A 12,567-nucleotide genomic window follows, 5' to 3' on the forward strand; every position below is an offset into this window, starting at 1 on the left:
CGCTGCATCCGCACGAACCGAACTGGAGATAGACATGAGCACGCTGCCCACTGCCGAACAGATCCAGCACGACTGGGACACCAATCCGCGCTGGGAAGGCATCCAGCGCAACTACAGCGCCGCCGACGTGGTGCGCCTGCGTGGCACCGTCCATATCGAGCATTCGCTGGCCCGGCTGGGCGCGGAAAAGCTGTGGAAGTCGCTGCATGAGCGCGACTTCGTCAACGCGCTCGGCGCGCTGACCGGCAACCAGGCCATGCAGCAGGTGAAGGCCGGGCTGAAGGCGATCTACCTGTCCGGCTGGCAGGTGGCGGCCGATGCCAACCTGGCCGGGCAGATGTACCCGGACCAGTCGTTGTACCCGGCCGATTCGGTGCCGGCGGTGGTCAAGCGCATCAACAACACGCTGCTGCGTGCCGACCAGCTGCACCATGCCGAAGGCAAGGATGACATCGACTTCCTGCAGCCGATCGTGGCCGACGCCGAAGCCGGTTTCGGCGGCGTGCTCAACGCCTTCGAGCTGATGAAGGCGATGATCGAAGCCGGTGCCGCCGGCGTGCACTTCGAAGACCAGCTGGCCTCGGTGAAGAAGTGCGGGCACATGGGTGGCAAGGTGCTGGTGCCGACCCGCGAGGCGATCGAGAAGCTCAACGCCGCGCGGCTGGCCGCCGACGTGCTGGGCGTGCCGACCCTGCTGGTGGCGCGTACCGACGCCGAGGCGGCTGATCTGCTGACCAGCGACATCGATGGCAACGACAAGCCGTTCGCCACCGGCGAGCGCACCGTGGAGGGCTTCTACAAGACCCGCAACGGCCTGGACCAGGCCATCAGCCGCGGCCTGGCCTACGCACCGTATGCCGACCTGGTGTGGTGCGAGACCGGCAAGCCGGACCTGGAATTCGCGCGGAAGTTCGCCGAGGCGATCCATGCGAAGTTCCCGGGCAAGCTGCTGGCCTACAACTGCTCGCCCAGCTTCAACTGGAAGAAGAACCTGGACGACGCCACCATTGCCAGGTTCCAGAAGGAGCTGGGCAGCTACGGCTACAAGTTCCAGTTCATCACCCTGGCCGGTTTCCACGCGCTGAACTACGGCATGTTCAATCTGGCCCACGGCTATGCGCGCCGGCAGATGAGCGCCTTCGTGGAGCTGCAGGAAGCCGAGTTCGAAGCGGCCGAGCGCGGCTTCACCGCGGTCAAGCACCAGCGCGAAGTCGGCACCGGCTACTTCGATGCGGTGACCCAGGCGATCCAGCAGGGGCAGTCCTCGACCACCGCGCTGACCGGCTCGACCGAGGAAGAGCAGTTCCATGGCGAGCGCAGCGAACGGGCTGCGTGATCTGGTCGTGSCGGCCGCTGGCCGGCAACCCTTTGTGTTCCCGCAGTCCTTGATGCTGTCGGCCAGCGGCCGGCGCGACCAGGGCTCGGACTGATCAGGGTGGCCAGGGAAGGGCCAGACGACGCCGGCAGATCGGGGGATCTGCCGGCGTTGTTGTATCTGCGGCTGCTGCGACAATGGGCGTCGCGGTCACCGTAAGCTATTGATATGGCTTTCTTTCTTCCTGCGCCCAACGCGTGTGAATGGGCACGGTTGAGTCATGCAGGGCGGGGCACCGCGTCTTCACAAAAATGAGAAGCGGCGCACAGTTTGATTCACTGATATGCTCCGCGGCTCACCAGGGGACGCTGGCGGCGGGTGCAGGGAATGACCGGCAGGGGTGCGGCCGAGAACATCGACACGACAACCGGTATCGCCAAGGTGGCGATGGCCGAGATCGTGCATGCGCTGCTTTCCGACGAAGAGGTCGCCCTGTTTGCCCGGTTTGCCCAGCCCTGCCGGCTGCAGGCGGGCCAGTGGCTGTTCCACCGCGGCCATCGCGGCGAGTGCATGTACATCATCCTGGAAGGCCTGATCGAGCTGGATTTCGGCGAGGACCTGGTGCTCAAGACACTCGGCCGGCATGAGTTCTTCGGTGAGCTCGGCCTGTTGATGGGCGACCATCCGCGCAGCGCCAGCGCGCGGGTGATGGCCGACTGCCACGTGCTGGAGCTGGGACCGGCTGATTTCCATCGCCTGGTCGAGTCCGACCCGGGGCTGGTGGCCTACTTCCTGCGGCGCACGATCCTGCGTGTGCTGACCAACGAGCAGGCCCTGATCAGCCAGCTGCGGCGGCGCAACCATGACCTGGAAGCCGCGCTGGACAACCTGTACATCACCACCCACCAGCTGACCCACACGCGTGAGCTGGTGCGCACCGACGAGCTGACCGGCCTGCACAACCGCCGTGGCCTGGCCCTGTTCCTGCAGGAATGCCGCACGCAGGAAGAGGGGCCGCCGCAGGCGCTGCTGCTGATCGACTGTGACCGCTTCAAGCAGATCAACGACCGCCACGGCCACCAGGCCGGCGACCGGGTGCTGCAGAGCATGGGCAACATCCTGCGCTCGATGGCCGGCGAACATGACCTGGCCTGCCGCTTGGGCGGCGACGAGTTCTGCCTGATCCTGCGCCGGGCCAATGTCGAGATCGTGCAGCACGCGGCTGAATTCATCCTCAGCGCGGTGCACGGCCTGCTCGAGCGCAGCCATGGCACCCCGCACGTCAGCCTGGCCAGCATCGGTGCCAGCCTGCTGGCCCCTGACGCGGACTGGAGCGAGTGGTACGCTCGCGCCGATCGTGCGCTGTACCAAGCCAAGCGCGCAGGCGGCAACTGCCTGCGGTGGACCGATGGTCCGGATGGACACTGAGCGGAGATCCTGGCGATGAATGGCGACAACGGAACGTCGGCCCCGCATAACGCCCAGCTGCGGGCGCTGCTGTTCACCGACCTGTGTGATTCGCTGCAACTGGTGGAGCGTATCGGCGACGCTGCCGCAGCCACCCTGTTCCAGGAGCACGACCGTCTGGTGCTGGTATTGCAGCATCGCTGGAATGGGCAGTTGATCGACCGTTCCGACGGTCTGTTCCTGCTGTTCGAACGCCCGGTGGATGCGCTCGGGTTTGCACTGGATTACCAGCGCGACCTGCAGGCACTGGGCGAGCAACGCAGGGTCGAGCTGCGCGCACGAGCGGGCCTGCATGTGGGTGATGTGCTGACCTGGGAAAACAGTCCCGAAGCGGTCAAGGTCGGCGCCAAGTCGATGGAAGTCGAAGGCCTGGCCAAGCCGATGGCCGCGCGCCTGATGACCCTGGCGCGCCCAGGCCAGATCCTGATGTCGGCAGTTGCCGAGTCACTGACCCGACGCGCCACGGATGCCTTGGGCGAGCGTGGCCAACGCTTGCTATGGAAGTCGCACGGGCGTTGGCGGTTCAAAGGCATGCCGACCGTCCAGGAAGTGATTGAAGTTGGCGAGATCGGCTTTGCTCCGCTGCGCCCGCCGCGCGCCAACGCCAAGGCACGGCGTGATCTGCCATTGTGGCGGCAGCCGGTGGTATTGCTGGCGGAAAGCCTGATCCTGGCATCTGTGGTGGTGGGGGGCTGGTTCCTGCTGCGCCCGGAGCCGGCCATCGCATTCTCAGAGCGCGATTGGGTGGTGCTGGCCGACCTTGAAAATTTCACCGGTGAGCCGGTGTTCGATGAATCGACACGCCATGCGATCCTGATCGCACTGGAACAGTCGCGCTACGTGAATGTGCTGTCCGAAGGCAAGATCCGCGAAAGCCTGGAAATGGCGCGCTTGTCCGGCGATACCCGCTTGAATCGCGGTGCAGCGATCGATGTGGCCATGCGCGAAGGCGCTCGAGCGGTCCTGCTGCCGACCGTACGTCCCAAGGCAGGGGGCTATCAGCTGGGAATCGACGTGGTGGCCCCCGGCAGCGGGCAGGTGGTGCGCAGCTTCACCGTCGCCGCCGACGGCCCCGACCAGATGATGTTCGCGGTGGACGATGTCGTCGGTCGTCTGCGCCGTGGCCTGGGCGAATCGGTGGCCAGCCTGGAGCAGTCCTTGCCGCTGCCGAAAGCCTCTACCCGTGACCTGCGTGCTCTGCGCGCCTATGCCCTGGCCGAGAATGCCCTGGGCCAGCGCCGCTTCGAGGAAGCACGCAATCTCTACCAGGCTGCGATCGACATCGATCCCGGTTTCGCGCTGGCCTACATGGGCGTGGCCAAGCTGCTGGCGCGCACCGAAGAAGGGCGGCAGGCCCGCGAGGCGATGCAGCATGCGCTCGCCCAGCAGGAACGCCTGCCACCGCGCGAGCGCCTGTACCTGAAGGCCTGGCAGGAAGAACTGGAACCGGGCGGCTGGGCCCTGGAGCAATGGCGGACGCTGGCCAAGGTCTATCCCGATTCCTTCGCCGGGCTGTCCAATACGTCCTGGCTTCTGTTGCAGGACAATCGTTTCAGCGAAGCCGAATCCTACGCACATGCGGCGTCCGTACCGCAGGATCCGCTGCGGCTGTATCCGATGGTGCAGTTGGCACGCATCCAGATCGCCCACAACCAACCGCAGCTGGCCGCCGAAACGCTGATGCAGGCACAAGGGCTGCGCGGCCGCGATGATCCCGATGACACTGGCGTCGATGTATTTGTGGCGCAGCGCCGTTACGTACAGGCCGGCCAGCTGCTTGTGAAGCTGCGCACCGGAGATGCGCTGGCGCAGCGGATGCGGCTGCGTGCACAGCTGCTGCTGGCTGCCGACCAAGGTGATTGCGCGTCGATGCAGGCGGCCGTGCGCGCGGACGCACCGGCACCTGAGCTTGCGGACATGCAGGTACAGCAGCGATTGCAGCACGCCAGCGTGACCACGTTGTGCGCGGCGGGCGACAAAGCCGAACTGCAGGCCATCGCAGCGCAGCTGCAGCCGCTGCTGGAAGATCGCGACGATCCCATGCAGCAGGCCCGCAGCCTGCAGTGGCTGGCCCTTGTCTATCTGGCTCAGCGGCAGGGACAGACCGATGTTGCCGAAGCCTGGCTGCATGCCAACGAGGCGCTGCTGCGCGCCCAGCGCAGCCCGATGGTCGGTAAATGGATGCGCGTGGTTGCGGCGATGGGCGAACTGCAGAGGCAACGGCCGGACGCTGCGCGGGCCCTGATCGAGCCGATGCTAGATGGCAGCGAGCCGGTGCAGGCGCACGTGGTACTGCTGCATGCGCTACGTGCGCAGAGCGATGAAACAGGCGTGCGCCGCGAGCAGGAATGGCTGGCCCGCCACCGTGGCCAGGCCATTGCCGAAGTCTCGGCGATGCAGGTCTGGCAGCCGCTGAACGTGCACGATGTATCGAGCTGGGCCGCGCCGGTGAAGGCGGGCGGCGCGCCCTGAGCCGGTATCAGCCGCCGATGCAATCGTCGACTTTGCCCGCTTCGAAGCAGAACACCACATTCATCGCGGTCAGCGAGCTGGCGAGGTGTTTCTGCAGGCCGTCGCGAACGCGGCGAAGCTCCTCCACCGGGGCGAGCGAGTCGATCTTCATGCAGTCCTTCTCACCCAAGGCAGCATCCAGACCGATGCTGGAGAGGGCCTTGGCCGGCGATTCGGCGAAGCGTTCGCGGAAGGCTGTATCGTTGATGAGGTTGTCCAGCAGTACGCCGGCATCTTCAGCGGAAAGGCGAGGGTCGGTAGCCATGTCGATCATCCAGAGTAGAACTTACGGTATCGGCCACCAACGCTCGGCATTTAGGGCGATGTGTGCATTGCACAGAAGCGCCTCCACAGTACCGCGGCCGTTGCGGGCAACCCGCATACTACGGTTTCCACTGGTGGATGATGAAAGATGCAGATCCGACGTTGCGCTATCGTGATGTTCGAACCCCGCAGCGAGGTCTCGCTGGACCTCTCCCTGCTGCTGCAGGGCCAGGCGGGACTGGTAACGCGCATGCATTGGCAGGCCCTTGCCGCCCATCTGGACGCACCCGTGGAGGTGAGCATCGAGGAAATCGATGTGCTGGGCCGCATCGAGCCGGATCGCTGGGTGGAGCCTGCACAGGTCGGCCTCGAAGGCGCCGCGCTGGCACGCCTGCTGGAGATCGGTCTGGTGATCAGCCAGGAGCCAGGTGAGGCTTCGCATCGTGACCGCGACCAGCGCGTGCGCGACGCCAACTGGTGGCCGCTGTCGGCGTTGCAGCACCGGATGGGACGCTGGGGCGGCATCAACAGCGCGCGTGAGATGCGCGAGCACAAGCTGGTCACGGCGCAGGATCTGCATGCCAGGTTCGGTGCACCGCCCGCCGCAGTGGATGCGCCCGGTACCGACCCCTTGATGTTGCCCTATACACCTGACGATGCGCGCGACGAGCTGCTGCGAAAGCGTGCAACCTGCCGAAACTTCGACGCGCAGCGCACGTTGGCGCTGCCGCTGTTGGCGCAGGTACTCAAGCGTACCGTGCAGGCACACGCCGCATTGCGGCCGGGGGATGGCATGGAGTTCCTGAAGAAGCACATTCCTTCCGGCGGCGGTCTGCATCCGTTGGAAACCTATGTGGTCGCCCTGGCTGTCGATGGTCTTGCGCCGGGCGTCTATCACTACCACCCGATGGAACACGCGTTGCGACCGGTCGCCGTTGCCACCGACGACCTGCGCACCTTGATGCTGGGTTTTGTTTCCGGGCAGGACTGGTTCGCCGACGCCCCGCTGCACCTCATCCAGGTGGCACGCTTCCCACGCAGCTTCTGGAAATACCGCCACCATCCAAAGGCCTACCGGGCGGTGCTGCTTGATGCGGGGCACCTGTCGCAACAATGGATGCTGTCAGCCACCGAGCTTGGACTGGCCGCTTATGTGACCGCGGCGATCAACGAGATCGACGTGGAGAAGGCGCTGGGGCTGGATGGCATCGATGCCAGCCCGGTGATGATATGCGGCCTGGGGTGGCGCGCGGACGCCCAGATCACCAGTGAATTCGACCCGCTGCAGCAGGTCTGGCGCGGGAATCCGGCTCCGCAACCTTGACCTCGTGGCAGCAGGTAGGCCGGGCAGCGCCCGGCCCACCCTCCATCACGCTGCTTCGAAATCCACCAGCACCGCGCCGTCGCCCACCTGGTCGCCGGCCTTGGCCCGATAGCCCTTCACCGTGCCATCGGCCGGTGCCTGCAGGGTGTGCTCCATCTTCATCGCTTCCAGCACCACCAGCGGCGTGCCGCGCTTGACCTGCGTGCCCGCCGCCACCAGCGTTGCGACGATCCTGCCGGGCATCGGTGCCAGCAGGCTGCCGGCATCGGCGCTGGCCTGCTCGGATTCGCCCACCGGGTCGTGCAGGGTGAAGCGGTGCTGGCCATCGCTGGCGAACAGGTACAGCTGATCGCCGTCGCGCTGCAGCTGCAGCCGCCAACGACGCTCGTCCATCTGCACCGACAGGGTCTGGCCATCGGCATGGCCGACCACCTGTTTCGGCGCGGCGTCACCGCACTGCACGCGCCAGCCATCGGCAGTGGTCCACACCTTCAGCGTGCGTGCCCGCTCTGCCTGCTGCAGCGGCACCGAGCGCGCGGCAGGCACGCCCAGCCGCCAGCCATCCTGTGCCTGCCACGGTGAATGCGGGTCGCGTGCATCGGCGGCAGCGGCAGGTGTGCTTGCTACGGCGGCGATCGCTGCCAGTTCCCACAGCGCCTGCTCACCGTCACCGGTGACCGCCAGTGCGGCCTGCTCGCGCTCGATCAGCGCGGTATCCAGCTTGGCGTTGGCGAACGAATCGGTCTGCACCAGGCGCCGCAGGAAACCGGCATTGGTGGTCACGCCCACCACCTGGCAGTCGGCCAGGGCCTGGCGCATGCGCCGCAGCGCGGCGTCGCGGTCCACGTCCCAGACGATCAGCTTGGCGATCATCGGGTCGTAGTACGGGGTGATGCTGTCGCCTTCTTCCACACCGGTGTCCACCCGCACGTTGGCCGACGGGGTCGGCAGGCGCAGGCGGCGCAGGGTGCCGGTGGAGGGCAGGAAGCCGCGGTCGGCATCTTCGGCATACAGGCGCGCTTCGAGAGCGTGGCCGTGGATGGCCAGTTCGTCCTGGCGCTTGGGCAGCGGCTGGCCAGCAGCCACGCGCAGCTGCCACTCCACCAGGTCGGTACCGGTGATGAACTCGGTGACCGGGTGTTCGACCTGGAGGCGGGTGTTCATTTCCATGAAGTAGAAATCGCCGTCCGGGCCGGCGATGAACTCCACCGTGCCGGCACCGACGTAGCCCACTGCGCGCGCGGCATCGACGGCGGCCTTGCCCATCGCGGCGCGGCGGTCGGCGCTCATGCCCGGGGCCGGCGCTTCTTCCAGCACCTTCTGGTGGCGGCGCTGCACCGAGCAGTCGCGCTCGAACAGATACACCGCCTCGCCATGGCCACCGCCGAATACCTGGATTTCGATATGGCGCGGGCGCTCGACATACTTCTCGACCAGCACGTGGTCGTTGCCGAACGCCGAGGCCGCCTCGCGCTGGCAGCTGGCCAGCGCATCGACGAAGTCCTCGCTGCGCTCGACCTTGCGCATGCCCTTGCCGCCGCCGCCGGCGCTGGCCTTGATCAGCACCGGATAGCCGATGCCGTCGGCCTGGGCGCGCAGGAACTCCGGCGCCTGCTGGTCGCCGTGGTAGCCCGGCGTCAACGGCACGCCGGCCTTGGCCATCAGTGCCTTGGCAGCACTCTTGTCGCCCATCGCGCGGATCGCACTGGCCGGCGGACCGATGAAGGCGATGCCGGCCGCCACGCAGGCGTCGGCGAAGTCGGCGTTCTCGGACAGGAAGCCGTAGCCGGGATGGATGGCCTGCGCGCCGCTGCGGCGTGCGGCGTCGAGGATGGCATCGCTGCGCAGGTAGCTCTCGCGCGCGGCCGCCGGGCCGATGTGGATGGCTTCGTCGGCCAGCCGCACGTGGCGCGCATTGCGGTCGGCATCGGAATACACCGCCACGGTGGCGATGCCGAGGCGGCGGCAGGTGGCGATGACGCGGCAGGCGATCTCGCCGCGGTTGGCGATCAGGACTTTGCTGAACATGGCAACAGACTCGGTCATGGCACAGGTCACATGCGGAACACGCCGAAGCGCGTCTGCTGCGGGGGAGCGTTGAGGCTGGCCGACAGGGCCAGGGCCAGTACCCGGCGGGTATCGACCGGATCGATCACGCCGTCGTCCCACAGGCGCGCACTGGCGTAGTACGGGTGGCCCTGCTGCTCGAACTGGTCGCGGATCGGTGCCTTGAACGCATCCTCTTCCTCGCCCGGCCACTGCCCGCCCTTGGCTTCGATGCCATCACGCTTGACCGTGGCCAGCACGCTGGCGGCCTGTTCGCCGCCCATCACGCCGATGCGTGCGTTCGGCCACATCCACAGGAAATTGGGCGAGTACGCACGGCCGCACATGCCGTAGTTGCCGGCACCGAACGAACCACCGATCACCACGGTGAACTTGGGTACCTTGGCGCAGGCCACCGCCATCACCAGCTTGGCCCCGTCCTTGGCGATGCCACCCTGTTCGTATTTGCGGCCGACCATGAAGCCGGTGATGTTCTGCAGGAACACCAGCGGAATGTTGCGCTGGGTGCACAGCTCGATGAAGTGCGCGCCCTTCAGCGCGGACTCGGAGAACAGGATGCCGTTGTTGGCGATGATGCCGATCGGATAGCCGTGCAGATGGGCGAAGCCGGTGACCAGCGTTGCGCCATAGCGCGGCTTGAACTCGTCAAAGCGCGAGCCGTCGACCAGTCGCGCGATCACTTCGCGCACGTCGTAGGGCTTGCGCGTATCAGCCGGGATCACCCCGTACAGTTCGTGCGCCGGCAGCAGCGGTTCTTCCACCGGCTGCAGCGCCATCGCCGCTTCGGGCTTGCGCCAGTTGAGCTGGGCGATGATCGCGCGCACCCGTGCCAACGCCTGCAGGTCGTTGTCGGCCATGTGGTCGGCCACACCGGAAATGCGCGTGTGCACGTCGGCACCGCCCAGTTCTTCGGCCGTCACCACTTCACCGGTGGCCGCCTTCACCAGCGGCGGGCCGCCGAGGAAGATGGTGCCCTGCTCGCGCACGATCACCGTCTCGTCGCTCATCGCCGGCACGTAGGCGCCACCGGCGGTGCAGCTGCCCATCACGCAGGCGATCTGCGGGATGCCCTGCGCGGAGAGATTGGCCTGGTTGTAGAAGATGCGGCCGAAATGGTCGCGGTCCGGGAACACCTCGTCCTGCAGCGGCAGGAAGGCGCCACCGGAATCGACCAGGTAGATGCACGGCAGGTGGTTCTGCTCGGCGATCTCCTGCGCGCGCAGGTGTTTCTTCACTGTCACCGGGTAATAGGTGCCGCCCTTGACCGTGGCATCGTTGGCCACGATCACGCACTCCACGCCGCTCACCCGGCCAATGCCTGCGACCACGCCGGCGGCGGGCACGGCATCGTCATACATGCCGTGCGCGGCCAGCGGTGCGATCTCCAGGAACGCGCTGCCCGGGTCGAGCAGCGCATCGATGCGGTCACGCACCAGCAGCTTGCCGCGTGCGGTGTGCTTGGCGCGCGCCGCCTCGCTTCCACCCAGGGCGGTGCGGGCGAGGGTGGCGTGCAGGTCGTCGACTACGGCCTGCATCGCCGCGCGGTTGCTTTCAAACGTTTCGCTGCCCGGTTGCAGCTGGCTGCCTAGGATGCTCATGGGGTGCCTTACAGGGTGCGCTGGAACAGTTCGCGGCCGATCAGCATGCGGCGGATCTCCGAGGTGCCGGCGCCGATTTCATACAGCTTGGCGTCGCGCCACAAGCGCCCGGTCGGGTATTCATTGATGTAGCCGTTGCCGCCGAGGATCTGGATCGCCTGGCCGGTCAGCCACGTGGCCTTCTCGGCGGCGTACAGGATCGCGCCGGCCGCATCCTGGCGGGTGGTACGGCCCTGGTCGCAGGCGCGCGCCACGGCATACACATAGGCGCGGCAGGCACCCAGGCCTACGTACATGTCGGCGATCTTGGCCTGGATCAGCTGGAAGCTGCCGATCGGCTCACCGAACTGGTGGCGTTCGTGCACGTACGGCATCACCACGTCCATGGCTGCAGCCATCAGGCCCAGCGGGCCGCCGGACAGCACCACGCGCTCATAGTCCAGGCCGGACATCAGCACGCGCACGCCGCCGCCGACCGCGCCCAGCACGTTTTCTTCGGGAATCTCGCAGTCCTGGAACACCAGTTCGCAGGTGGGCGAGGAGCGCATGCCCAGCTTGTCCAGCTTCTGCGCGGTGGAGAAACCCTTCATGCCCTTCTCGACCAGGAACGCGGTGATGCCCTTGGCACCGGCTTCGACATCGGTCTTGGCGTACACCACCAGCACGTCGGCGTCGGGGCCGTTGGTGATCCACATCTTGTTGCCGTTGAGCACGTAGCGGTCGCCGCGCTTGTCCGCGCGCAGCTTCATCGACACCACGTCCGAACCCGCACCCGGTTCGCTCATCGCCAGCGCGCCGACCTTGGCGCCGCTGCACAGGTCCGGCAGGAAGCGCTGCTTCTGCGCTTCGGTGCCGTTCTTGCGCAGCTGGTTCACGCACAGGTTCGAGTGCGCGCCGTAGGACAGGGCGATGCCGCCGGAGGCGCGGGAGATTTCTTCCATCGCCACCACGTGGGCCAGGTAGCCCATGCCGGTGCCGCCGTATTCTTCTTCCACGGTCAGGCCCAGCAGGCCCTGTTCGCCCAACTTGGGCCATAGTGCCAACGGGAACTGGTTGGTTGCATCGGCCTCGGCCGCGAGCGGCGCGATCTCGGCAGCGGCAAAATGGGCCACGCTCTGGCGCAGCAGGTCGATATCTTCGCCGAGGTCGAAGTTCAGGGATGGCACGTGCATTGCGATGGCTCCACGAGGGAAGGTGGGGAATGGACGCACCCGGAAGGGGAAGCGGGCGGCTGTTCACAGCAGCGGCCCGCGCGGGCGATTGGACCCCAGCGTAGCGGGGTTCGGGTAAGAAGTGAATACAAATTCAAAAATTGAAACCAGACTCAGAACATGGCCTACAAACGCTCAGCATTGATGGAAGAACGCCTGGCCGGGGCCCGTGAACGGATCCTGCTGGCCACCCGCGAACTGGTCGCCACCGGCGGCTGGCGCAACGCGCCGGTAACCGCCGTGGCCACCCAGGCCGGGGTCTCCACCGGCCTGATCTACCGCCACTTCCCGTCCAAGGCCGAGCTGTTCGTGGAAGTGCTCAACGCTGCCGTGGCCCATGAGGTGGCGATCATGGAGCGCATCGCCAGTGCGCCGCAGCCGGCCAGCGTGCGCCTGCGCCAGGCCATCACCGCCTTCGTGCGCCGTGCCCTGGCCGGCCCGGGCCTGGCCCATGCCTTCATCGTCGAACCGGTGGACCCGGACGTGGAAGCCGAGCGCATGCGCGGCCGCCGTGCCTTCGGTGACGTGTTCCTGCGCCTGGTGGAAGAGGGCGTGGCGGCCGGTGAACTGCCGGCACAGGACGCGCACGCTGCCGCCGCCTGCCTGGTGGGTGCCTTCACCGAAGCGATGGTGGGCCCGACCGCACCCAGCCGCGAAGCGCACCGCGACGAGGACGCACTGGTCGAGGCCATCTGCAGTTTCTGCCTGCGGGCTGTTGGCGCAGGGTGATGCCGCCGTTGCGCGTGCCGGGCGGCTTCTGCCGCGCTTCGCGATCGCCGGGCGCGGCCCGGCGCCACCCGCACGCGGCCA

General features: G+C 66.9%; 9 protein-coding genes. 5 read left to right on the forward strand and 4 right to left on the reverse strand.

Annotation, left to right across the window (positions count from 1 at the left end; genetic code table 11):
• The first annotated feature begins 34 nt into the window (after nt 1-34).
• The 3 genes from aceA (at nt 35) to AC1DCU_RS15095 (ending at nt 5,254) form a co-directional block, all read left to right on the forward strand.
• Nucleotides 35-1,336 carry an isocitrate lyase gene (aceA, locus tag AC1DCU_RS15085; protein WP_025875808.1) on the forward strand — a complete coding sequence of 434 codons (1,302 nt, stop codon included), beginning with the start codon at nt 35-37 and terminating at the stop codon, nt 1,334-1,336.
• Nucleotides 1,337-1,702: 366 nt separating this feature from the next.
• The gene (locus tag AC1DCU_RS15090) at nt 1,703-2,743 is read left to right on the forward strand and encodes a GGDEF domain-containing protein (RefSeq protein WP_080150337.1); all 1,041 of its coding nucleotides are present in this window, start codon (nt 1,703-1,705) and stop codon (nt 2,741-2,743) included.
• Between the two features lie 15 nt (nt 2,744-2,758).
• Nucleotides 2,759-5,254 carry a putative peptide modification system cyclase gene (locus AC1DCU_RS15095; RefSeq protein ID WP_195762980.1) on the forward strand — a complete coding sequence of 832 codons (2,496 nt, stop codon included), beginning with the start codon at nt 2,759-2,761 and terminating at the stop codon, nt 5,252-5,254.
• 7 nt (nt 5,255-5,261) lie between these two features.
• Here the strand turns inward: AC1DCU_RS15095 and AC1DCU_RS15100 are convergent, their stop codons facing one another.
• Nucleotides 5,262-5,558, reverse strand: coding sequence for an NHLP-related RiPP peptide (locus AC1DCU_RS15100; protein WP_025875803.1), 297 nt, complete (start codon nt 5,556-5,558; stop codon nt 5,262-5,264).
• Nucleotides 5,559-5,705: 147 nt separating this feature from the next.
• On the opposite strand from AC1DCU_RS15100, the gene AC1DCU_RS15105 reads away from it, so the two are divergent.
• Nucleotides 5,706-6,881 carry a putative peptide maturation dehydrogenase gene (locus tag AC1DCU_RS15105; protein ID WP_032978135.1) on the forward strand — a complete coding sequence of 392 codons (1,176 nt, stop codon included), beginning with the start codon at nt 5,706-5,708 and terminating at the stop codon, nt 6,879-6,881.
• 45 nt (nt 6,882-6,926) lie between these two features.
• Here the strand turns inward: AC1DCU_RS15105 and AC1DCU_RS15110 are convergent, their stop codons facing one another.
• The 3 genes from AC1DCU_RS15110 to AC1DCU_RS15120 are packed head-to-tail and all read right to left on the reverse strand — an operon-like array spanning nt 6,927 to nt 11,718.
• On the reverse strand, nt 6,927-8,909 hold the full coding sequence (locus AC1DCU_RS15110; protein WP_032978138.1) for an acetyl-CoA carboxylase biotin carboxylase subunit: 1,983 nt from the start codon (nt 8,907-8,909) through the stop codon (nt 6,927-6,929).
• A 26-nt stretch (nt 8,910-8,935) separates the two neighbouring features.
• Entirely contained in the window at nt 8,936-10,546 is a 1,611-nt protein-coding gene (locus AC1DCU_RS15115) for a carboxyl transferase domain-containing protein (RefSeq protein WP_032978141.1), read from the reverse strand.
• A gap of 8 nt (nt 10,547-10,554) precedes the next feature.
• Complete coding sequence (locus tag AC1DCU_RS15120; protein WP_025875795.1) at nt 10,555-11,718, reverse strand: isovaleryl-CoA dehydrogenase; 1,164 nt, start codon at nt 11,716-11,718, stop codon at nt 10,555-10,557.
• A 159-nt stretch (nt 11,719-11,877) separates the two neighbouring features.
• Here AC1DCU_RS15120 and AC1DCU_RS15125 point away from each other — a divergent pair, with 159 nt between their 5' ends.
• Nucleotides 11,878-12,486: a TetR/AcrR family transcriptional regulator gene (locus AC1DCU_RS15125; protein ID WP_025875794.1), complete on the forward strand. Its 609-nt coding sequence runs from the start codon at nt 11,878-11,880 to the stop codon at nt 12,484-12,486.
• The last annotated feature ends 81 nt before the right edge of the window (nt 12,487-12,567 follow it).

This window comes from Stenotrophomonas sp. 10L48, from assembly GCF_056395105.1.

What these genes read in the sequence shown, in the direction of transcription:
- aceA (WP_025875808.1), top strand. Translation starts at nt 35, where the DNA reads ATGAGCACGCTGCCCACTGCCGAACAGATCCAGCACGACTGGGACACC.
- AC1DCU_RS15090 (WP_080150337.1), top strand. Translation starts at nt 1,703, where the DNA reads ATGACCGGCAGGGGTGCGGCCGAGAACATCGACACGACAACCGGTATC.
- AC1DCU_RS15095 (WP_195762980.1), top strand. Translation starts at nt 2,759, where the DNA reads ATGAATGGCGACAACGGAACGTCGGCCCCGCATAACGCCCAGCTGCGG.
- AC1DCU_RS15100 (WP_025875803.1), bottom strand. Translation starts at nt 5,558, where the DNA reads ATGGCTACCGACCCTCGCCTTTCCGCTGAAGATGCCGGCGTACTGCTG.
- AC1DCU_RS15105 (WP_032978135.1), top strand. Translation starts at nt 5,706, where the DNA reads ATGCAGATCCGACGTTGCGCTATCGTGATGTTCGAACCCCGCAGCGAG.
- AC1DCU_RS15110 (WP_032978138.1), bottom strand. Translation starts at nt 8,909, where the DNA reads ATGTTCAGCAAAGTCCTGATCGCCAACCGCGGCGAGATCGCCTGCCGC.
- AC1DCU_RS15115 (WP_032978141.1), bottom strand. Translation starts at nt 10,546, where the DNA reads ATGAGCATCCTAGGCAGCCAGCTGCAACCGGGCAGCGAAACGTTTGAA.
- AC1DCU_RS15120 (WP_025875795.1), bottom strand. Translation starts at nt 11,718, where the DNA reads ATGCACGTGCCATCCCTGAACTTCGACCTCGGCGAAGATATCGACCTG.
- AC1DCU_RS15125 (WP_025875794.1), top strand. Translation starts at nt 11,878, where the DNA reads ATGGCCTACAAACGCTCAGCATTGATGGAAGAACGCCTGGCCGGGGCC.